General features: G+C 70.2%; 24 protein-coding genes. 10 read left to right on the top strand and 14 right to left on the bottom strand.

All coding sequences use genetic code 11. The annotated features are described in order from the left end of the window. Positions 1–22 precede the first annotated feature (22 nt). From ACWDUM_RS24570 to mftA, 6 genes are all read right to left on the bottom strand, one after another. Positions 23–1,972, bottom strand: coding sequence for a mycofactocin system FadH/OYE family oxidoreductase 2 (locus tag ACWDUM_RS24570; protein ID WP_450135971.1), 1,950 nt, complete (start codon positions 1,970–1,972; stop codon positions 23–25). Next, on the bottom strand, positions 1,969–3,951 hold the full coding sequence (locus ACWDUM_RS24565; RefSeq protein ID WP_450136039.1) for a mycofactocin system FadH/OYE family oxidoreductase 1: 1,983 nt from the start codon (positions 3,949–3,951) through the stop codon (positions 1,969–1,971). Before ACWDUM_RS24565 ends, ACWDUM_RS24570 begins: the two co-directional genes overlap by 4 nt. 213 nt (positions 3,952–4,164) lie before the next feature. Next, complete coding sequence (gene mftD, locus ACWDUM_RS24560; RefSeq protein WP_450114496.1) at positions 4,165–5,343, bottom strand: pre-mycofactocin synthase MftD; 1,179 nt, start codon at positions 5,341–5,343, stop codon at positions 4,165–4,167. Positions 5,344–5,377: 34 nt separating this feature from the next. Next, positions 5,378–6,655, bottom strand: coding sequence for a mycofactocin radical SAM maturase (mftC, locus tag ACWDUM_RS24555; protein WP_450135970.1), 1,278 nt, complete (start codon positions 6,653–6,655; stop codon positions 5,378–5,380). A gap of 82 nt (positions 6,656–6,737) precedes the next feature. Beyond that, a complete protein-coding gene (gene mftB, locus ACWDUM_RS24550) occupies positions 6,738–6,995 on the bottom strand; it encodes a mycofactocin biosynthesis chaperone MftB (protein WP_450136038.1) in 258 nt (85 codons plus the stop codon). Between the two features lie 23 nt (positions 6,996–7,018). Then, a complete protein-coding gene (gene mftA / locus ACWDUM_RS24545) occupies positions 7,019–7,117 on the bottom strand; it encodes a mycofactocin precursor MftA (protein ID WP_450114493.1) in 99 nt (32 codons plus the stop codon). Positions 7,118–7,223: 106 nt separating this feature from the next. Here mftA and mftR point away from each other — a divergent pair, with 106 nt between their 5' ends. The 3 genes from mftR (at position 7,224) to ACWDUM_RS24530 (ending at position 9,858) form a co-directional block, all read left to right on the top strand. Beyond that, on the top strand, positions 7,224–7,880 hold the full coding sequence (gene mftR / locus ACWDUM_RS24540) for a mycofactocin system transcriptional regulator (RefSeq protein WP_450135969.1): 657 nt from the start codon (positions 7,224–7,226) through the stop codon (positions 7,878–7,880). Between the two features lie 52 nt (positions 7,881–7,932). Beyond that, on the top strand, positions 7,933–8,610 hold the full coding sequence (gene mftR2 / locus ACWDUM_RS24535) for a mycofactocin system transcriptional regulator MftR2 (protein WP_450114491.1): 678 nt from the start codon (positions 7,933–7,935) through the stop codon (positions 8,608–8,610). A gap of 192 nt (positions 8,611–8,802) precedes the next feature. Next, complete coding sequence (locus ACWDUM_RS24530; RefSeq protein WP_450135968.1) at positions 8,803–9,858, top strand: 2Fe-2S iron-sulfur cluster-binding protein; 1,056 nt, start codon at positions 8,803–8,805, stop codon at positions 9,856–9,858. Here ACWDUM_RS24530 and ACWDUM_RS24525 read toward each other — a convergent pair. Further along, positions 9,830–10,576 (bottom strand): DNA alkylation repair protein, encoded by a 747-nt coding sequence (locus tag ACWDUM_RS24525; RefSeq protein ID WP_450135967.1) that lies wholly within the window; start codon positions 10,574–10,576, stop codon positions 9,830–9,832. The genes ACWDUM_RS24530 and ACWDUM_RS24525 overlap by 29 nt on opposite strands. Positions 10,577–10,698: 122 nt before the next feature. On the opposite strand from ACWDUM_RS24525, the gene ACWDUM_RS24520 reads away from it, so the two are divergent. Continuing rightward, the gene (locus ACWDUM_RS24520) at positions 10,699–11,070 is read left to right on the top strand and encodes an SPW repeat protein (protein ID WP_450114488.1); all 372 of its coding nucleotides are present in this window, start codon (positions 10,699–10,701) and stop codon (positions 11,068–11,070) included. A gap of 48 nt (positions 11,071–11,118) precedes the next feature. Continuing rightward, the gene (locus ACWDUM_RS24515) at positions 11,119–11,724 is read left to right on the top strand and encodes a TetR/AcrR family transcriptional regulator (RefSeq protein WP_450135966.1); all 606 of its coding nucleotides are present in this window, start codon (positions 11,119–11,121) and stop codon (positions 11,722–11,724) included. Here ACWDUM_RS24515 and ACWDUM_RS24510 read toward each other — a convergent pair. The 6 genes from ACWDUM_RS24510 to ACWDUM_RS24485 form a co-directional block, all read right to left on the bottom strand. After that, the gene (locus ACWDUM_RS24510) at positions 11,701–12,525 is read right to left on the bottom strand and encodes a glutamate racemase (protein ID WP_450135965.1); all 825 of its coding nucleotides are present in this window, start codon (positions 12,523–12,525) and stop codon (positions 11,701–11,703) included. The two genes, ACWDUM_RS24515 and ACWDUM_RS24510, sit on opposite strands and share 24 nt — an antisense overlap. A gap of 62 nt (positions 12,526–12,587) precedes the next feature. Beyond that, a complete protein-coding gene (locus ACWDUM_RS24505; RefSeq protein ID WP_450135964.1) occupies positions 12,588–13,694 on the bottom strand; it encodes a thiolase family protein in 1,107 nt (368 codons plus the stop codon). A gap of 52 nt (positions 13,695–13,746) precedes the next feature. Then, positions 13,747–14,187: a Zn-ribbon domain-containing OB-fold protein gene (locus ACWDUM_RS24500; RefSeq protein WP_450114484.1), complete on the bottom strand. Its 441-nt coding sequence runs from the start codon at positions 14,185–14,187 to the stop codon at positions 13,747–13,749. Between the two features lie 47 nt (positions 14,188–14,234). Further along, positions 14,235–15,437 (bottom strand): NAD(P)/FAD-dependent oxidoreductase, encoded by a 1,203-nt coding sequence (locus tag ACWDUM_RS24495; protein ID WP_450135963.1) that lies wholly within the window; start codon positions 15,435–15,437, stop codon positions 14,235–14,237. A gap of 93 nt (positions 15,438–15,530) precedes the next feature. Further along, a complete protein-coding gene (locus ACWDUM_RS24490; protein ID WP_450114482.1) occupies positions 15,531–16,022 on the bottom strand; it encodes a twin-arginine translocation pathway signal in 492 nt (163 codons plus the stop codon). Next, positions 16,019–16,540: a hypothetical protein gene (locus ACWDUM_RS24485; RefSeq protein ID WP_450114481.1), complete on the bottom strand. Its 522-nt coding sequence runs from the start codon at positions 16,538–16,540 to the stop codon at positions 16,019–16,021. The genes ACWDUM_RS24490 and ACWDUM_RS24485 overlap by 4 nt, the downstream gene beginning before the upstream one ends. 160 nt (positions 16,541–16,700) lie before the next feature. Here ACWDUM_RS24485 and ACWDUM_RS24480 point away from each other — a divergent pair, with 160 nt between their 5' ends. From ACWDUM_RS24480 to ACWDUM_RS24460, 5 genes are read left to right on the top strand one after another with little or no spacing between them, the layout of a single operon-like run. Further along, on the top strand, positions 16,701–17,213 hold the full coding sequence (locus tag ACWDUM_RS24480; RefSeq protein ID WP_450135962.1) for an Asp23/Gls24 family envelope stress response protein: 513 nt from the start codon (positions 16,701–16,703) through the stop codon (positions 17,211–17,213). Further along, the gene (locus ACWDUM_RS24475; RefSeq protein ID WP_450135961.1) at positions 17,210–17,548 is read left to right on the top strand and encodes a hypothetical protein; all 339 of its coding nucleotides are present in this window, start codon (positions 17,210–17,212) and stop codon (positions 17,546–17,548) included. Before ACWDUM_RS24480 ends, ACWDUM_RS24475 begins: the two co-directional genes overlap by 4 nt. Beyond that, positions 17,545–17,724: a DUF2273 domain-containing protein gene (locus ACWDUM_RS24470; RefSeq protein WP_450135960.1), complete on the top strand. Its 180-nt coding sequence runs from the start codon at positions 17,545–17,547 to the stop codon at positions 17,722–17,724. Before ACWDUM_RS24475 ends, ACWDUM_RS24470 begins: the two co-directional genes overlap by 4 nt. Next, a complete protein-coding gene (locus ACWDUM_RS24465) occupies positions 17,717–18,688 on the top strand; it encodes an Asp23/Gls24 family envelope stress response protein (RefSeq protein ID WP_450135959.1) in 972 nt (323 codons plus the stop codon). The genes ACWDUM_RS24470 and ACWDUM_RS24465 overlap by 8 nt, the downstream gene beginning before the upstream one ends. Continuing rightward, a complete protein-coding gene (locus ACWDUM_RS24460; RefSeq protein ID WP_450114476.1) occupies positions 18,685–19,245 on the top strand; it encodes a hypothetical protein in 561 nt (186 codons plus the stop codon). The genes ACWDUM_RS24465 and ACWDUM_RS24460 overlap by 4 nt, the downstream gene beginning before the upstream one ends. Before the next feature lie 153 nt (positions 19,246–19,398). Here the strand turns inward: ACWDUM_RS24460 and tuf are convergent, their stop codons facing one another. Beyond that, positions 19,399–20,589 carry an elongation factor Tu gene (tuf, locus tag ACWDUM_RS24455; protein WP_450114475.1) on the bottom strand — a complete coding sequence of 397 codons (1,191 nt, stop codon included), beginning with the start codon at positions 20,587–20,589 and terminating at the stop codon, positions 19,399–19,401. Positions 20,590–20,615 lie beyond the last annotated feature (26 nt).

Here is a 20,615-nt window from a genome sequence, read left to right as displayed (position 1 = left end):
CGGTTCCCGAACGGCGCGGCGGTCACAGGGAGGAGGCGACACGATGCCCCTCGATCACCGCCGAGTTCGCACGCCGGGGCGACAGCGCATCGCCGATTCGGTGTATTTCGAATGCACTGCCGGACAGTTCCTTCCACAATCCGTCCACAGACCGTTGATGCACCGAGCAGACGACGGCATCGAACTCGCGCTCCTCGACTGCCCCCGTGGGATGGTGCAGTAGGTGTACCAGCACAGCGGATCCCGTGTCGGTGACCGCTGTCGGCACCACATCGGTCCATTCGGTGATGCCGGACGCGTGTGCGCGCCGCTGCCAGCCCTCCATGTCGAGGGTGAGCCCCAGGTCCTGTCCGACGACCATCGCGGGGGTCGCGATCGTGACCGCAGCGCCCTTGGCGGCGAGAGTCTCCGCGACGGAGGTGCCCTGATGAAATCCCAACTCGTCGAACACCAGAACCCGCCCCATCGGGGAGGCGTCCCCCTCGAGGACGTCGCGCACGTCGACCACGCGGACGCTGTCGCCCGCCCACGCCGGACGCGACGGCCGCGCCCCGGTCGCGACGATCACCGCGTCGGGCCGCAGCCGGCGAACGAGGTCCGCGTCGACGTCGACACCCGTGTGCACCGAGACGCCGGACCGCCTGCACTCACGCTCGAGATTCGCGGCCAACTCCCCGAACTCACCGCGGCCCGCGGCCAGGGCGGCGGTGCACACCTGACCCCCGAGCTGCTCGGACCGTTCGTACAGGGTCACCGTGTGGCCCCGCTGCGCGGCGGTCGCCGCGGCCTGCAGTCCGGCCGGGCCCCCGCCGACGACCACGACATCCCGGCCGCGCCGTCGCGGCATCGGGAGCGGCACCGATTCCCGCCCCGCGGCAGGATTTTCGACGCACCCGAGCCACCGGTTCAGTCCGACCCGCCCTATGCACTCCTGGTTGCAGCCCAGGCAGGCGCGAATGTCGTCGGCGTGACCGGCGGCGGCCTTGGCGGCGAAGTCGGGGTCCGCGATCTGCCCGCGGACCACCCCGACCAGATCGCAGTGCCCCTCGGCGAGTGCCTCCTCCGCCTGTCCGGGTCCGGTGAACCGCCCGACGCCGACCACCGGGAGGGACACCGCCCCGCGAATCGCGTTGGGAATGAACAGTGCGTAGCCCCGGGGCACGGCCATCGAGCCCTCGATCAGGTGCAGTGTCTCGGTGGCCATCCCGATCGAGGTGTTGAGGTAGTCGACGTGGCCGGTCGCCTCGATCATGCGGGCGACCGCGACCGCCTCGTCGAGGTGGATCCCGTTGGAGATCGACTCCTCTCCGGTCAGGCGGACCCCCAGCATCAGGTCGGGCCCGAGCGCGGACCGCACGGCGGCGATCACCTCGAGCAGCAGCCTGGCCCGGCCGGCGAGGGCCCCGCCGTAGTCGTCGGTGCGCCGGTTCGCCTGTGGCGACAGGAATGCCCGCAGGATCGACGACTGCGACGCCTGGATCTCGACCCCGTCGAATCCCCCGGCGCGGCAGTGCGTTGCCACGCGCGCGAAGCTCGCGACGAGTTCTGCGATGTCGGCGGCGTCCACGGCCCGCGGCACCTCCCGGAACAGCGCATCGGGGATCGGGCTCGGCGCCCACAGCGGCCGACGGGAGTACATGCCGGAACCCTGGCCGCCGTTGTGGTTGAGCTGCGCGAGGATCACCGAGCCGTGCGCATGTACCGCGTCGGTGATTCTCCGGTACCCCGGCACCACCTCGGGCCGGTGGCCGTGGATCACCTTTTCGTACGGCCAGTCCGTCGGGTGGACGCAGTGTTCCTCGGTGACGATCAGCCCCGCACCGCCCTGCGCACGGGCCGCGTAGTAGGCGGCGTGCTGCTCGGTGGGCAGTCCGTCGACGGCGGCGTTCGTCAGGTGCGCGGTGAACACGACACGGTTCCGCACCGTCCGAGGCCCGATCGTGAGCGGCGACAGCAGCGTCGGATACGTCACGGCGCCCACCGAGCGACGAGATCAAGGGCCGCTGCCCGCCCCTCGCGGACGGCCTCGGCGACGGTGCGGGGCGCCACGCAGTCTCCGGCGGCCACCCACCCGGCACCCGGCGTCCCGCCGCCCGCCACGCGGGACTCGGCGCTCCGCACCAGCGCATCGTCCGGGAGTCGGTGACCGCAGTCGACCACGGCGACGGCAGCGATCGTCGTCCGCTCCCCCGTGTGTGCGTGTTCGAGTTCGACCCGGCCACCGTCGATCCCGACGATCCGGGAACGCAGGTGCCGGTGGACGCCGGCACGCTGGAGACGTCCGTTGGCTTCGGCGAGGTCGCCGGTGCGCCCCAACTCGGTACCCACCACCGGATCCGGGGTCACCACGCCGACCCTCCCGCCCCGTGCCGCCAGCAGTTCGGCCACCGCCACTCCGACCGGTCCGCCGATCGGGTCCCAGACCAGGACTCCGTCCGTGACATCGGGGATCGGCCGCGTCCCCTCCAGCACGTCGGGGGCGGTGCAGACGGGCACGCTCCCGTCCCCGGGCACCGGCCACGGCGCGGCGACACTGCCGGTCGCGAGTACCACCGCACCCGCGGCCGCGATCTCCGGCGCAGTCACTTCCCGACCCACGTCGAAACGGACGCCGAGGCGCCGGCACTCGTCTGCGAGCCAGTCGGTCAACACCGACAGCCGTTTCCGCTCGCCCACCGCGATGCGAGCGACCATGCCGCCGAGCCGGGGCGCGCGCTCGGCGAGCCGGACCCGATGTCCGGCGGCGGCGAGGACCCGCGCCGCCTCGAGGCCCGCCGGACCCCCACCGACCACCAGCACGTCCCGCAGCGCGACATTCGCGTCCGCCGCAACGCCCGGGCGAAGGACACCTTCGTCCGGTCCAGCAGCGTGAAGGTGCACTTCGGCCAGGTTCGGGTTGCCGATGCAGGTGACGACCGGATTGCGCGGATCGCACACCAGGCAGGTCTGGTTGCACAGCACACACGGACGGGGTGTGCGACCGGCGCGCACCGTGGAGACGAGATCCGGGTCGGCGATCTGCGCACGGGTCATCTCGACCAGGTCGGCGACGCCGTCGTCGAGAGCGCGCTGCGCGGCCGGGGCGTCGATCACGCTGCCCTGCAGGACGACCGGCACCGCAGTGACCTCGCGGATGCGGCGCGCCAGTTCCACGTTGAACATCGGCGGGGTGTGTATGTCCGGCCGGTGGCGGGTGGCGGTTGTCGGCCCACCCCGGACCACGGTGATCAGGTCGATCGAATCTGCCAGCGCGTGAACGTGTTCGGCCGCGGCGTCGGGGGTGATGCCGCCCCATGGCGCGAGTTCGTCGCAGCTGAGTCGCAGGGCGAGGATCCGGTCCGGGCCGAGCACCGCGCGGACGGCGGCGAGCGCCTCACGCAGCAGTCGGGCACGGTCGGTGCCGTATGCGTCGGCGCGGAAGTTGGTCAGCGGGGACAGGAACTGGCGCAGCAGTGCGGTCGGTCCCGCATCGAGCTCGACGCCGTCCAGGTCGGCGGCCACCGCGAGCGCGGCGGCGTCGGCGAAACCCGTCACGACCGAGTCGATCTCACGACTGCTCATCTCCGCGGGCAGCTCCCGGGTCACGACGTCCGCGACCGGAGACGGTCCCCACAGCACCGACTGCGAGTACGCGCTCGATCCCTGCATCCCACGGTGCCCGAGGCCGGCGAGCACGAGCGTCCCGTAAGGGCGGCACGCCGCCACGACCTCCCGCCATCCCGGCAGGCACTCGGACGCCAGCGGTGCCCGCTCGTACGGCCAGTCGTCGGCGACCACCGAGGCGCACTCGGTGACGATCACCCCGCAGCCCCCTCGAGCGCGGGCCGCGTAGTAGTCGGTGTGCCGGGCCGAGAACGACCTGCCGACAGCGAGATTCGTCTCGTGAGACCCGAAGACCACCCGGGACGGGGCGGTGCGCCCGGCCAGGGTGGTCTTCGAGGTGATCGCGATCGTGTCGATCTCGGGCCCGGGGGGTGTCTGCCCATCCCACTCGGATGCACCTGGCGAAACAATCGTCGTCCGGCAAGACGTAGGAGTCGCTCCGCGGGCTCCGCTCCTGTGCGGAGGAGAAGCCGATACCGGGGTTGTATCGGCGCCGACGACAACGCAGCTGGATGGCGATTGTGCGCCAGGAGCGCCGATCAGTGGATGGGCAGACACACCCTAGATCCCGAGGTCGCGGCGGAATCCGTCGGGGATGACCAGATCGGCCGGGGACAGGTCCGCGATGTTCGAGTGCCCCAGGCCGAGAACGGCGGAGTCGACGCCGCCGCGCAGGATGTCGAGAACATTCTCGACGCCGGCCTGACCGTTGGCGGCCAGGCCCCACAGGTACGCGCGGCCGATCATGACGGCGCGGGCGCCGAGGGCGAGAGCCTTGACGACGTCGGAGCCGCGGCGGATGCCGCCGTCGAGGACGACCTCGAGCTGCTCGCCGACGGCCTCGGCGATCGCGGGCAGCGCCCGGATCGGGGCGGGGGTGCCGTCGAGGTTGTTGCCGCCGTGGTTGGAGACGGAGATGGCGGTGCAGCCTGCGTCGACGGCGCGCTTGGCGTCGTCGACCCGCATGACGCCCTTGAGCATGAACGGGCCGTCCCACTGCTCACGCAGCCATGCGACGTCCTCCCAGGTGGGCAGCGGGGTGCCCATCCACTGGCCGTACGCACCGAAGAACGTCGGCGCAGGGCCACCATCGGCGGGGGCGAGGTTCGGGGTGGTCAGGTCGGGGATCGCGCCCGAACGGACGAACTGCGAGAGCCACTTCGGGTGCAGCAGGCCCTGCAGGGCGTTCGCCTTCATGGCGGCGAAGTCCATCTTCTCCGGGATCGCCGGGGAGCCCCAGTCGCGGCCCATCGAGAACGACCAGTCGAGTGTCATGATCAGCCCGGTCGCGCCCGCCTTCTTCGCGCGTTCCATCCGGTGCAGCAGCTCGTCGCGGGTGCCGACCCAGTACATCTGGAAGAAGGTCTGCGGGTTCGCCGCCACGACCTCCTCCACGGACTTGCTCGCGAACGAGCTCAGTCCCATCGCGATGCCGCGGGCGGCGGCCGCGCGGGCGACGGCGACCTCACCGTCGGGGTGCACAGCCTGCACACCGGTCGGGGAGATCATCACCGGGAAGGACAGCGGCTGCCCCATCACGGTGGTGGCGAGCTCACGCTTGTCCGACAGCCCCGCAACGTGCGGCGCGAACCCGAGCTCGGCGAACGCGTCGATGTTGTCGGAGGTGGTCACGCCCTTCTCGGAGCCGGCGACCAGCGCCATGTACACCGGCTTCGGCAGTTGCTTCTTCGCCCGGCGCTGCGCCTCGGCAACGGTCTCGAACCACGCATTCTTTGCCATTGAAATCCTCTATTCACACCCGCTGTGCGGGTAGTCAGTTCAAGCCCGCGAGGGGGTTTTCGTCACAGATCTTGGCCGGCGGCCGCGTCAGCAGGGTCAGCGGCACCGGCGCGGCCGGGGTGCGACGCTCGGCGCGCTTGCCGGTCCGCGAGTGGTCCTGGCTGGACTGGGGGACGCTCCGGTCACCCTCCAGCGCGGACTGCCCATAGCCCTGCACGCATTCGGGATCCGGGCCATCCATCGGCAGGCCGGTGAAGAACTTCGCGGCCATGCAGCCGCCGCGGCACGAATCGAAGAAGTTGCACGAGGTGCACGCCCCCGCGGTCTGCGGGGAGCGCAGCTCCGCGAACAGGTCCGAGTGCTGCCACACCTGCTGAAAGCCGCCGTCCGCCACGATGTTTCCGGCGAGGAACTGATCGTGGATCGCAAACGGGCACGCGTAGACGTCGCCGATCGGGTCGATCAGGCACACCACCCGTCCCGCACCGCACAGGTTCAGCCCGGGCAGCGCGCCGGCGCCGTCGGCACCGCCGAACGCGGACAGGTGGAAGAACGAATCACCGGTCAGCACGCCCTCACCGTTGGCGACCAGCCAGTCGTAGAGCTCGCGCTGCTGCTCGTGCGTCGGGTGCAGGTCATCCCAGACGTCCACGGCGCGTCCGGACGGGCGCAGCCGGGTGATGCGCAGCGTCGCACCGTACTTGTCGGCGAGGGCCTTGAACTCGTCGAGCTGGCTCACGTTCTGACGGGTGACGACGACGGAGATCTTCGCGTCCTTGAACCCGGCCTCGGCCAGGTTCTCCAGTGCCCGCACCGCCATCGCGAACGAGCCGGGGCCGCGGACCGCGTCGTTGACCTCCGCGGTCGCGCCGTCGAGGGAGATCTGCACGTCGACGTAGTCGGAGGCGGCCAGGCGCGCGGCGACCTTCTTGTCTATCTTCACGCCGTTGGTGGAGAACTTGACGCCCACCTGGTGGTCGGTGGCGTAGTCGACGAGTTCCCAGAAGTCGGAGCGGACCGTCGGTTCGCCGCCGCCGATGTTGACGTAGAAGACCTGCATCTTCTGCAGCTCGTCGATGATCGCCTTGCACTGCTCGGTCGACAGCTCACGCGGGTCGCGCTTGCCTGACGAGGACAGGCAGTGCACGCACGACAGGTTGCACGCGTACGTCAGCTCCCAGGTCAGGCAGATCGGGGCGTCGAGGCCGAGCTCGAACTGGTCGACGAGACGACCGACAGCGGGAGGCGTCGACGTCGGGGCGAGCGCTGCGGGGGGCGTCACCGTGGTGGGTGGTTCCAGAACCGATGTCATGGGCGGTGTCCTCGTCAGACGAAAGAAGTGTGGGGTGTGCGGGCGTCGCGATGTCGCGCACGGGCCTGCACTGTGGGGAGGGTCAGGCCGCTGAGCTCGCGGCCGCCGGCACGATCATCTTCGACTCGGCCAGGGTGGCCAGGGCGCGTGCGTAGATGTCGATGCCGGAGTCCTCGACACCCGCCGCCCGGATCGCGCTGCGGGCGTCGGGGTGGTCGGTCAACGACTTGACGATGCCGACGATGGTCACGTTCTTCAGGAACGACAGCTTCCTGGTGCCGAAGTGGTAGAGCAACGCCCCGAAAGGTTCGGGGCGAAGCGCCACCTGCGGGTGCAGCATCCACCCGGAGTCGAGATCCACGATCAGTACACGCCGCACATGCCGTCGATCGAGACCTCTTCCACGAGGGACTCCTGAACGAGCTCGGTCTCGTTGACTGCGGACTCGCGAGTATCGGACATCGACTTGCCTCCTGTGTCAGGGTTGTTCCGGTCCAGCACTTGTTCGCTGTGACTCGGCTCACCACAATAATGGCATCGAGTGCAGAATGAAAGACCGGAGGAGAAATTGACGCGCACCCGCAGGTCAGGGACGGGTCGGCTCGGTCGCAAGCCGTCGACCACCCAGGACCGCATCAGCAACATCGCACTCGCACTGTTCGCCGAGCACGGCTACGAAGAGACCAGCGTCGACCAGATCGCGGAGGCCGCGGGCATCGCACGGCGCACGTTCTTCCGCTACTTCCCGTCCAAGAACGCGGTGCCGTGGGGCAACTTCGACACCCACCTGTCGGACATGCGCGACCACCTCGCGACGCTCCCCGGCGACATCCCACTCGCCGAGGGCCTGACGCGAGCGCTGCTCGAGTTCAACAACTTCCCGGCCGACGTGGCGCCGATGCACCGCAAGCGGATGGAGGTCATCCTCAACGCGCCCGCCCTGCAGGCGTACTCGATGGTCATGTACACAGGCTGGCGGGAGGTGATCGCCGAGTACGTGGCCGCCCGCACCGGACTTCGGACGACCGACCACCTGCCCCGCACCGTCGGCTGGATGGTCCTCGGGGTCGCGCTGGCCGCCTACGAGCAGTGGCTCACCGACGAGAGCCTCGAACTGACCGACCTGCTGCGATCGGGCAGCGCCACCCTCGCCGACGGCCTCGCCGCACTGCCGATCCACACCCAATTCACCCGACCTGGTCCTATCCCTGCCGAATCGACCTAGACTTGGGTTCGGGATCGACACCATTCGCCCGCCGAGCGTCATGAGGCACACGATGACGGACAAGTCCGTGATCTTGGGTCGGCCGTCCGGCCGCAATGCCGGCACCGATTCGCGGACATCAGGCTCGACACACGGCAACCTGTCCGAGCAGGAGATCGTGGAGGCGGCCCTGCGCGTGATCCACCAGGACGGGCTCGAGAAGCTCTCCATGCGCCGGCTGTCCCGCGAGCTCGGGGTCTCGGCGATGGCGCCCTACTACTACGTGTCCGACAAGGACGAGCTGCTCGACCTGGTTGCCTCCGCCGCGCTCGACGGCATCGCAGCCCCCGACCCGGGTCCGGACTGGACCGAGCGACTGCGGGCACTGATCGACCAGATCGACGAGCGCCTGTCCACGTACCCCGGCCTGGGCGAGGTGCTGCTCGAGCAGATGCTGCGGTCGCAGCGTCACCTGGTCGCGCTGGTGATGGAGATCCTGTACGACGCAGGCTTCACCGACCGCAACGTCTTCTGCGCGTACGCGACCATCCACACGTACCTCTACGGCCGCAGCGGGGTGTCGACGCAGGACCCCAAGATCCCGGACCGGGCAGGCCTGCCCGAGGTCGTCGCCCGCGCAACCACGAACCTCGATCAGCTCCACGGCCGGGACATCTACCGGTTCGGCGTCTCCACCCTGATCTCCGGACTTCAGGTCCAGCTCGAACGCCAACACCGGACATCGGCCTGATCCGGGGCATCCCGTCCAGCGGGATCACCAGGGTGTCCCGGTTATCGGGAACCGAGGGGCGCGATTTACGATCCAGCTGCTTCGATGGTGTCTGCTAGCCTTAAAACTAGAACACGTTCCAGAACGTGTCCCCACCGAAGTACCCTGTACATGCACCCTGCACCCCGCAGAGCCCCGAGAGGATCGACCACGATGACCACAGTTGACATGCCGCACAGCTCCAGGTCGGTTGTGCTCACCGTGTCGGGCGTCGTGGAAGAGACGTCGGACGCGCGCTCGCTGGTGTTCGCGGTCCCGGAGGAGCTGCGCAGCCGGTTCGAGTACAAGCCCGGCCAGTTCCTCACGCTGCGCATCCCCAGCGACCGGACCGGCTCCGTCGCGCGCTGCTACTCGCTGGCGAGCTCGCCCTTCGTCGACGGGGACCCGAAGGTCACCGTGAAGCGGACGGTCGACGGCTACGGCTCCAACTGGCTGTGCGACAACGTCAAGGTCGGCGACACCATCGAGGTGCTGCCCCCGACAGGCGTCTTCACCCCGAAGTCGCTCGACCACGACTTCCTGCTCTGGGGCGCGGGCAGCGGCATCACCCCGGTGATCTCGATCCTCAAGTCGGCGCTGAGCCAGGGCAGCGGCAAGGTCGTCCTGATCTACGCCAACCGGGACGAGTCCTCGGTGATCTTCCGCGACGAACTGCGCGACCTCGCCGCCCAGTACCCGACCCGGCTGACCGTGGTGCACTGGCTCGAGTCGCTGCAGGGGCTGCCGACGCCGGACCAGTTCGCCACCCTCGCCGCACCGTTCGGCGGGTTCGAATCGTTCATGTGCGGGCCCGGCCCGTTCATGGACACCGTGCACAAGGCGCTCGCCGAGGCCGGGGTGCCGCGCAACCAGGTCCACGCCGAGGTGTTCAACTCGCTGGCCGGCGACCCGTTCCAGGACGTCGAACTCGAGGAGGTCACCGAGGAGGAGGCCGCCGACGCGGCGACCGTCTCCGTCACCCTCGACGGCGAGACCCACGAGATGAGCTGGCCGCGCAAGCAGACCCTCGTCGACATCATGCTGGCCAAGGGACTGGACGTGCCCTACTCCTGCCAGGAGGGCGAGTGCGGCTCCTGCGCCTGCACCGTGCTCAAGGGCGAGGTCGAGATGGAGCACAGCGACATCCTCGACCCCGAGGACATCGCCGCCGGCTACATCCTCGGCTGCCAGGCCCGCCCGGTCACCGACCGGCTCGAGATCGAGTTCTGATCGCCCGGTAACGGGCCCGGTCAGCGCCGTCGAGGTGCTCGGTGGCGTACGCCAGCGCGGTGGCGCCCATCTCGGCGGCATTGGCGTCCAGAAAGTCCGTCAGCAGTCCCCGGTCGACCCGCTTGCCGACCTCACGCAGCATCCAGCCCAGCGCCTTCTGCGTGAGGTCGCGGCGGTCGCCGAGCAGCCGCGGCGCCAGCTCGAGCGTCGTGGACGCGTCGCCCCGCCGGATGAACCCGAACGTGGTCAGCAGCGCCACCCGCCGCCGCCACAGGTCCTCGTCCGCGCCGAGCTCGAACACCAGGTCGCGCGGGCGGTCGTACAACCATCCGCCGAGGATCCGCTCCGCGGAGGCGTCGACGAGATCCCAGTTGTTCACGCGGCCCCTGAGTACCGCATCCAGGTAGAAGTCCGCGATCCGCTCACGCTGTCCGTCGTCGCGGGTTCGCACCGCACTCGCCCGTTCGAACCGTCCGGTGGCGATCAGCAGGCCGGCCAGCCGGTGCTCGTGTACCGGACTGTCGAGCAGCGCGTTCACCTCTGACAGCGGGAGGTCGGCGAACCTCTTCACCACGGCCCTGGTCGCGGGCACGCGCACCCCGAGAAACACGTCGCCCTCGCCGTACTCCCCCGGCCCGGTCTTGAAGAACCGCCGCGACTGTGCGGCCTGGTCTGCATCGGCGACCTCGGCCAGAGCTCGCATCACGTCCTCGTGCATGTCGGAAGACCCTACGGTGTTCACCTGCGCAGACACTCTTGATCGGCCGGTCAATCAGGTCTATACCTACAGATGTGCGGTAACTCCGACATACGCGACAACTCCGGCAGAGGAGGCTGGAAATGAACGCAGCTATGACTCGATGGCAGGACTGGGCCGCCGTGGTGATCGGCGCCGTGGTCGCGCTCTCACCGATCTGGGTCGACACGAACAGCGCCGCCCGGTGGTCGATGATCGTCCTCGGTGTCCTCGTCGCCGTCGCCGGCCTCGTCAACATGATGGCCCCCACCAACGAGATGGTCGTCTGGGCGATGGGCGTGCTCGGCGTCCTGATGTTCATCGCACCGTGGGTCACCGGGTACGCCGACATGACAGGCGCCGCGTGGACCTCCTGGGTCGGCGGGGTCCTCACCGTGCTGACCGCCGTCGCAGCGCTCCCCGAAGGGTCCCGCATGCACATCGGTCACGGCGGCGGCCTGGCGCCGCATCACTGACCACGACAGCCGAACCGGGGAGGTCCACGAGCCTCCCCGGCGGAGGAGGTGTTCGAATTGTCCGGCCCGCGCCGAACGGCGGGCGTGGACGGTGACACCCGGAAGCGGATCCTCGATGCCGCCGAAGAACTCATCGCCGCACGGGGCTTCGACGCCACCCCGACCGCCGCGATCGCGGTCCGGGCCGGCGTCCCGAAAGGCCTGATCTTCTACTACTTCCCCACCAAGGAATCGATTCTCACCACACTGATCTCCGAGCGCCTGCCCACGGACCCCATCGACGACGTGACCGGCCTGGCGGTGACAGGTGAACCGGCGGCCGCACTCGTCAACCTCGACACCGCGCTCAACCTGCGCGACCGGCGCACGATCCGCGAGATCGTCTGGAGGGAGGCGGGCACCCACCCCGCCGTACGCGACCATCTCCGGGCGCTGCGCGCCTACCTGCAGGACATCACCGTCGAGGTGCTTCGGTTGAGTGCACCGCTCACCGCACCCGCCCGCGTCCTGGATTCCTGCGCGACGGCGTGGGTGGCCGCGATGTTCTCGTCCAACCACATCGACCGGTTCCGCGGACAGGGCGAGCGCGCCGAGGACCTGCGCGCCGTGGCCCGGGTCCTCACCGCCGGCCTAGGTGCGCTGTCGACTCCGTGACCGGTTCCGGTCCAGGTCGGTGCCACGAGGACTCACCGGCGCCGGAGGCGCGAGCAGCTCCCGACCGGCCAGGTACGAGTGCGCACTCACGGGCAATTGGCCGGGCCGCCCGCTGAGCAGCACCGACACGGCGCCGCCGCCGCCGATGTCGCGTCCGAGGCCGTCGATACGGCGCAACGTCTGCGCGGCGACCGCCGGGGCGCTGTCGAACAGCGTGACCCCGTCCGGCAGCCGGGCGGTGATCTCGTCGGCGACCAGCGGATAGTGCGTGCACCCGAGGACCACCGCGTCACAGGCGGCCGGGGTGTTCGCCACAGCCGCGTCGATGGCGGCGGAGATCCGGTCGGGGTCTCCCGCGTCGATCGCGTCGGCCAGACCGTGGCAGGCGACCCCGACGACGTCGCTGCCGTTCGCGAACCGGGCGATCAGGCCGGCCTGGTAGCTGCTCGCCGTCGTCGCGGCGGTCGCCCAGATGGCCACCGACCGCGAGGCCGCCGCTGCGGGCTTGATCGCCGGAACAGTCCCGATCACCGGGACAGACGCCCCCAAGTGGGCGCGCACCTCGTCCAGTGCGGTGACACTCGCGGTGTTGCAGGGCAGCACCACGACCTGGGCACCCAGATCGACCGCACGGTCCGCGGCGGCGAGCACCCGGTCGATCACCCACTGCGACGGCTTCGGACCCCACGGCGCCCCGTCGGGATCCAACGAGAGCAGCAGGTCCAGCTCGGGCCGGAGCCGACGCAGCCACGCAGACGTGGGGAGCAGCCCCAGCCCGGAATCGATCAGCGCGACGGTCACCGAACCAACGTAGTCCCGATCTCGGCGAGGGTGTCATCCAGACCCTCCTCGCCGCGCCCGCGTCACCGCCGGAGCAGGAGACATCCCGCCGCGGTGAGCCCCCCGAGCCCGACCACCGCGACGGTCGGAGTCCCGGGGACCTGGGCGGCCCCCGCGTCGCCGCGCAACTGGGTGACGGCCTCGACGACGAGATCGAGGTCGGGACGCCGTCCCACCCCGAGATGGCCACCGTGCGGATTCACCGGAAACACCCCGTCCCGGGCGATCGCGGCACCGGTGGCGACGAAACCTCCCGCCGCGCCCTGGTCACAGCAGCCGAGCGCTTCGAGCCACGACAGCACCGGGAACGAGAATTCGTCCCCGAGCAGGAGAAGGTCCACGTCCGCGAGGGTGGCACGGGTCCCCGACCACAGCTCCTCACCGGCGCGGGCCGCCACCCCGGCCGAGCGGGTGGCGTCCTGCTCCGGGAGTGGGCTGGCCGCGTAGGCGGCGCCGACCCCGCCCACCGCGATCGGCGCCGACGCCCGCTCCTCCGCCGACCCGGCCTGATCGGACCCGGTCAGCACGACCGCCGCCGCGCCCCCGACCGAGCGGGCCCGGTCGTGCACGCACAGCGGGTCCGCGAGCATCGGAGCGGTCAGGTAGTCACGCAGCCGCAGTCCGCCGCCGGAGTTGGCGGACGCGACGAGCGCGACCTGCGCCAGCTCGGTGCGGGTCAGCCCGTACCGCTCGATGTAGGCGCGGGCCGCGAGCGCGACCCCGACCAGGGCGCCGTCCGCACCGTACGGCGCGTGCCAGCTCGCCCACCCCGCGACGGGAGCCCCTGGTCCGAACCATTCCGCCCTCGCCAGCCGGGTGGGCTCCGCGGCGGACGCCTCGACGCAGACGAGGTTCCGGATGCGCCCTGCGGTCACCGCCTCGACCGCCTGCACCAGCGAGGCCCCGACCGAGAATCGATCGGATTCCTGTGCACGCCAAGACAGTTCGATGTCCAGCACGTCGGCGACCTCGGCCGCGTCCGGGCCGGACGTGAACAGCCCCGCGATGTCGGATCCGGGCAGCCCGGCGTCGGAGAGAGCGGAGCGGACCGCCGTGACAGCCGCGGCGAGCACCCCGGGCCGTCCCACCCGCGCACGCCCGACGCCGGTCACGGCGACCCCGGTCACCACGTTCCCCGCCTCGACGCATCCCTCACGACGGTGCAACTCACGACGGTGCACCTCATGACACGGCCTCGATGCGGTCCTCGAACAGGTCCGCTTCCTCGATCTCGGCGAGCGGCAACCAGATCCGGTCGTCGAGCTGCTCGAAAACCAGGTGCACCGGGGCGTCGACCCGCAGCGCATCGGGGCCCGCACCGATCACGCCGAGGACCAGCCGCACCCCCTCCACCAGATCGACGACACCGACCAGGTAGGGCGGGGTGGGCGCGGGCCGGACCGGCTCGACGACCCGCGCCCACGAGACCAGCACACCCTTTCCCGCCACCGGCTCGAACAGCAGGTCGGTGCCCCAGCAGTGCCGGCAACTGGGCGCCGGCGGGAAGGACCAACGGCGGCAGCGCAGGCAGCGTTGCACCGACAGGCGTCCGGACGCACCCGAGGTCCAGTGCGTCGCGGTCAGCTCCGTCAGCTCCGGCAGGGCACGCCGACCGTGCACCATGGATTCACGGTAGCCGTCCGAGCCCCTCCGGTCGGGTGAATGCCGGATCAGACGGCGGCGGCCTCGAGCACCTCCGCGATCGGCACCCGGCCCGAGATCTTGGCCCGCATCTTCATCACCGCACCGGGCAGTCCACCGCCGACGACCGCGACCAGTTGGCCATCCCGCTCGTAGTACGCGAGGAACTTGCGGCCGTCATCGCGGACGATGTGCACGGTGTCGGTTCCCGACGGCTCGCCGAGGGCCTGGATCTTGATGTTGTACTGGTCGCTCCAGAAGTACGGCACCTGCGGCGCAGCCTCCGGCGCGGCACCGGTCACCAGCGTGTGGGCCAGCACTTTCGCCTGCTCACCGACGTTGTTCCAGTGCTCGACCCGACGCTGATCTCCTTCCGGCTGCCGCCACGAGGCGACGTCACCGACGACCCACACGTTCGGGTCGCTGGTACGTCCGGTCTCATCGGCGAGAACACCGCCCCCGGCAGCGCGGTCGGCGAGCTCGACCCCGGAGTCGTCGAGCCAACCGGTGACCGGGTTCGAGCCGATCCCGACCACCACCACGTCCGCGGCCACCTCGGTACCGTCCCCCAGCACCGCGCCGGTCACCCGTGAGTCCCCGTGCAGCGACTCCAGTCCGACCCCGGTGCGCACGTCCACACCCTCATCGGTGTGCAGCCGGGCCACCAGGGCACCGACCTGCTCCCCGAGCACCGACGCCAGCGGGGTCGGCTGCGGTTCGACCAGCACGACGTCGAGTCCCCGGGCGCGCATGCTGGCGGCGACCTCACAACCGATGAAGCCGGCGCCGACGACGAGACCGGTGCGACCGGCGACCAGATCGGCCCGCAGGGCCCGCGAGTCGTCCAGCGTCCGCAGCACATGGACGCCGTCCAGCTCCGGGAGGCCGGGAATGCGACGCGGCGTCAGCCCCGTCGCGATCACCAGGTGGTCGTAGTCGAGCGATGTGCCGTCCTCGAAAGACACCGACCGCGCGGCAGGATTCACCGACCGCGCGCGTGCGCCGAGCCGCAGTTCGACGTTCAGCTCGTCGTAGTACTCGGCGGGCTTGAGGGTGACGTCGTCGTTCTCCCCCCGAACCACGTCCTTGGACAGCGGCGGGCGGTCGTACGGCAGGTGCGTCTCCTCCCCGACCAGGGTGATGTCACCGGTGTGACCGGCCCTGCGCAGCTCTTCCGCAGTCCGCAGACCTGCCAGTCCGGCCCCGACGATCACGATTCGTCCGACACCCATGTGCGACCTCACCCTTCAACACGTTGTCCGTGGCCGTCTCCGGCCGTCCACCAGTCATACCAAACAGACACAGGTTCCAGAAGTGTCACGATCTCAGGAGACCTCCATGTCCGAGATCAGCCATACCCCGTCGACCTTGGTCAATTCGACCCGGGCACCGACCGTCGCGCTCACCGGATCCGGTGCGGCCGCGGTCGTGGTGACCTGTTTCAGGAACACCAGCGCGTCCGCGTGATCGTCGGTGAGCGTCCCGACCCCGGTTCCCGTGACCGTCGCGCTGGTGCTGATCCCCTGCTCGCGCGCGGCGGGGGCGATCACGGCGTCCGTCATCTGCCCGAACCGGTCCCGGAACTCACCGGTCAGCCTCTGCGCCGCCGCATACAGGTTCGCCGCGACAGTGTCCGGGGTGTAGGTCAGCAGGGCCGCGGCTCCCTCGGCGGCGGTCTGCGCGACGTCGGCGCGGGCACCGTCGGCGCCGCGTTCGTCCGCACGGTACAGCCGAATGCCGAGCAGGACCGCGACCGTCGCGAGCACCACCGCCAGCACCGCGAGCAGCCACACGATCCGATACCCGGGCCCCCTCACGCGACGTACTCCAGCGTCGCCGTCCGGTACCCGTCACCGACGCGATCCATCGTCATCCGCAGCCGCCACACCCGCGACTGCGGCTGCGCAGCAGACAGGTTGGTCACCGTCGAGGAGACCTGAACGAGGACAGTGCCGTGGTCGCCGTCCCACGACTCGACCGCCGCGTCGGCGCGCTCGCCCACCGTCGTGACCCGAGTGTCCTCCACCACCGACACCAACGAGTCCGCGCTGTCGGCGAACTGGTCCCGGAAGTCACCGGTCGCGCCGGCGAGCACCCGGTCGACGTCCTGCCGGGCATGCTCGTGATCGATGGTCGCGAGGTTCATCGCGGTCTGCCTCGCCGCCTCCAGCGCCTGCTGCCGGGAGGTCTCCTCGGCCGCCCCGGCTCGGTACTGCCACAGCAGGACGGCGCACCCGCCGGCCAGCACCAGGCACACCGCCGCGAGCACCGCGACGATCCCGCGCCGCGGCCGCGGTGGCTCCGGGCGCTCGGCCGCCTCGCCTGTGTCCCCCATGTGCACCCGTCCTCCGTCCGATCCGCGGTGCGCTCCACCGTAGGTGATCACTCTCACAGCCGCGGCCGCGGCCTCCCTCCGTCACTTCCGTCCGGCGGGCGAGGCGGATTCGCCGGGCGCATCCACGCGGACAGGGGACGCACGACCTAGTGTTGACGGTGTGACCACCGAATCCGGGCGGGGCGAGCCCCCGGCGCAGCAACCCACCCACGGCACCGTGCAATTCGGAAGCGCGGTGGGACCGCACTTCGCAACCTCCGCGTCGACCGAACTGGTCGGATCCCAGGGCCGCACGATCATCGCCGACGCGGTGGTGGCGAAGATCGCAGGCATCGCCACCCGGGAGATCAGCGGCGTGTTCGACGTCGGCGGCGGCACCGCCCGCGTGGTCGGGGCGCTACGGGACCGGATCCCCGGGGCCCGCGTCAACCACGGCCAGGGCGTCGCCGTCGAGGTCGGCGAGAAGCAGGCCGCCATCGACATCGGCATCGTCGCCGAGTACGGCGTCGCCCTGCACGAGCTCGCGGCGGGAATCCGCCGCAATGTGATCGCCGCCGTCGAAAGGATGACGGGACTCGAGGTCACCGAGGTCAACATCACCGTGTACGACGTCGTGCTGTTCGAGGAGAACCCGACGTCCGCCGACCCGGACACCAGGCCGAGGGTGCAGTGAACGAGACCACCGATGCCGAAGTCGTTGCCGCGCAGGCACTGACGGTACCGGGAGTGTGCGAACTGCACGGCGGCATGTTCGGTGAGGTCGCCACCTACCTGCCCGGACGCCGACTCCTCGGAGTTCGCGTCACCGACACCGAGTGCGCGGTCCACGTGGTGGTCGCGTACCCGCACAACGTCGTCGAGGTCGCGCAGGCCGTGCATCGTGTGGTCGAACCGCTCGTCGCCGTACCCGTCACCGTCACCGTCGAGGACGTCGCACTGTCGCCCGTGAGCACCGGGACCGCGCGTACCCGTTCGGCCATCACCCCACCCGAAAGGACCCCGCGATGAACAACACGGTCGTCGGACTGATCGCGGGACTGTTGCTCGCGCTGGCCGCAATCCTGGGCGGTTTCGCCGGTTTCGTGTTCGCGGTCATGCTCGGTGCCGTCGGAATGGCCATCGGCGCCCACCGGGACGGTCACTTCGACCTCGGTGCGCTGCTGCGGAGCCGGGGCCGTGGCTGAACACCTCTCGACAGAGACCCCCGACACCGAACACACCGACCTCGAACTCGAACGGGGCGCCCGCGGACGTCTGACCGTCAAGGACCGTGCGGTCTCGAAGATCGCGGTCGCGGCCGCGCTGTCGGTACCCGGTGTGGTCCGGCAGTCCGGCGGTCTGCTCAAGCTGCCCGGCCGGGACCTGCCTCGCGCCGAGGTCACGGCCGGACCGGATTCGGTCGCGGTGACGTTGTACGTGGCGGTGACATGGCCGTGTCCGGTGGCGGTGCTGTCCCGGGAGGTGCACCTCGCAGTCGCCGAGCGCGTCGAAACCCTGACCGGACTGCCGGTCGACCACCTGCACGTCGTCGTGGCCGCGGCCGTCCTGCGCGGTGACGGCGCCGACAGCGAAGTCGACACCCGTCAGCTGACCGACGCCTCCCCGGTGGCCGTTGCCGTGCCTGCCCGGCCGCCGCTGGCGCGCCCGGACGCCGCGGTGATCGCGGTGATCGCCGCGGTGGCGCTACTCGCGGTCGCGTTCGTCGCCGGCCGCGAGTTCCTGATCGCCAAGGAAGTGATCGCCCCGGCGGCGTGGGTGCGCAACTCCGTCCGCTGGGTCGCGGACCTGCACTGGCAGACGTGGATGGCGCCTGTGGCGGCTGCCGCGGCGGTCGTGGGCGCTCTGCTCGTCTTCCTGTCGCTGACACCGCGCACCCGGACCCACCTACCGGTCGGCACGGGAGGAACGGTGTGGCTGCGGCCCACCGACGTCGCGAGGATGTGCAGCGCCCGCGCCGGCGCGGTGGGCGGTGTCGCGACCGTTCGCACGATGGTGGACCGTCGCCGCGCCACCCTGCATGTCACCCCGAACGGGGAAGTACCCGACGCCGACCTGGAGCGGACCGTGCGTGAGGCGGTGGCGCCGTCGCTGGACACCCTCGCCTCGCCCCGCGAACTCCGGGTCCGGATCGGCCGGGTGAAGCCGTGAGACGCAGGACATCGGTCGTCGACCGTCTGGTGGCGCTCGCCGCCGGTTGCGCGCTCCTCGCGGTCGGCGGCATCACCCTGGCATGGTGTCTGGGCGTCGACTGGGCACGGACATTGGTGCAGCGCTTCGACCGGGCACGGCTCACAGCCGTCCCCGACGAGTCGTGGTGGCCGACCATGCTCGGTGTCACGGCCGTGGTCGCCTTCCTCGCCGGCCTCGTCCTGCTGGTGATCAACGTTCGTCGCGGACGCCCGGAGACCATGCCGGTGTTCCCCGGCGCCACGGTCGGGGCCGACCTGTCCGTGGATCTCGGCCCGCTGGCGATGGGATTGGCCGACGAGTTGTCCGCACTCGACGGAGTGCGCACCGTCCGCTCGGCCGCCGTCGACGACCGCGGACTCGCCACGCTCCGGGTGACCGTCGTCGCCGAACCCGGCATCGACGTCGTCGATTTCACCCGCAGCGCCGAGGCGCTGGCCCGGTCGATGGCGGCCGCCCTCCCCGGCGCTCCCGTCGCCACCCAGGTGCTGCTGCACCTCGACCCCGCCGATTCCTAGGCCCGCCTCCGCGGCTCGTGCGTGGTTCGCGAGTGCCCTGACCGAAAACCACGCACGAGCACCGCAGGCGCCTGCGGAAACGCCGAACGGCGCCCACCCCGAGGGGTGGACGCCGTCCTGCTTGGTACTGCTAGATCAACTGGTGATCAATGATCACTTGATGATCTTGGTGACGCGACCGGCGCCGACGGTGCGACCACCCTCACGGATGGCGAACCGCAGGCCCTCGTCCATGGCGACCGGCTGGATCAGCACGACGGACATCTCGGTGTTGTCACCGGGCATGACCATCTCGGTGCCCTCGGGCAGGGTCACGACGCCCGTAACGTCCGTGGTACGGAAGTAGAACTGCGGGCGGTAGTTGTTGAAGAACGGGGTGTGGCGGCCGCCCTCGTCCTTCGACAGGATGTACGCCTGGCCCTCGAACTCCGTGTGCGGGGTGGTGGTGCCCGGCTTGATGACGACCTGGCCGCGCTCGACGTCCTCGCGCTTGATGCCACGGACGAGCAGGCCGACGTTGTCGCCCGCCTGGCCCTGGTCGAGCAGCTTGCGGAACATCTCGATGCCGGTGACCGTGGTCTTGGTGGTCTCCGGGCGGATGCCGACGATCTCGACTTCCTCGTTCACGTTGACGACGCCACGCTCGATACGACCGGTGACGACGGTGCCACGACCGGTGATCGTGAAGACGTCCTCGACCGGCATCAGGAACGGCTTGTCGGTCTCACGAACCGGGTCCGGGATGGACTCGTCGACGGCAGCCATCAGGTCCTCGATGGACTTGACCCACTTGGCGTCGCCCTCGAGCGCCTTGAGCGCCGAGATCGGGATGACCGGGGCGTTCTCGTCGAACTCCTGGCCGGCCAGCAGCTCGCGGACCTCCATCTCGACGAGCTCGAGGATTTCCTCGTCGTCGACCATGTCGGCCTTGTTCAGGGCGACGAGGATGTAGGGCACGCCGACCTGGCGGGCGAGCAGCACGTGCTCACGGGTCTGCGGCATCGGGCCGTCGGTGGCGGCCACGACCAGGATCGCGCCGTCCATCTGGGCGGCACCGGTGATCATGTTCTTGATGTAGTCCGCGTGACCCGGAGCGTCGACGTGCGCGTAGTGGCGCTTCTCCGTCTGGTACTCGACGTGGGAGATGTTGATCGTGATACCACGAGCCTTCTCCTCCGGCGCCTTGTCGATCTGATCGAAAGCGAAGCTCTCGTTCAGATCCGGGTACTTGTCGGCCAGCACCTTGGTGATCGCAGCCGTGGTGGTGGTCTTGCCGTGGTCGACGTGACCGATGGTGCCGATGTTCACGTGCGGCTTGGTCCGCTCGAACTTCGCCTTCGCCACTGGATGTCCTCCTGGACTGATTGTGC

It is taken from the genome of Rhodococcus sp. NPDC003322 (genome assembly GCF_053589555.1).
This window is presented reverse-complemented; position numbering and strand designations above follow the sequence as displayed.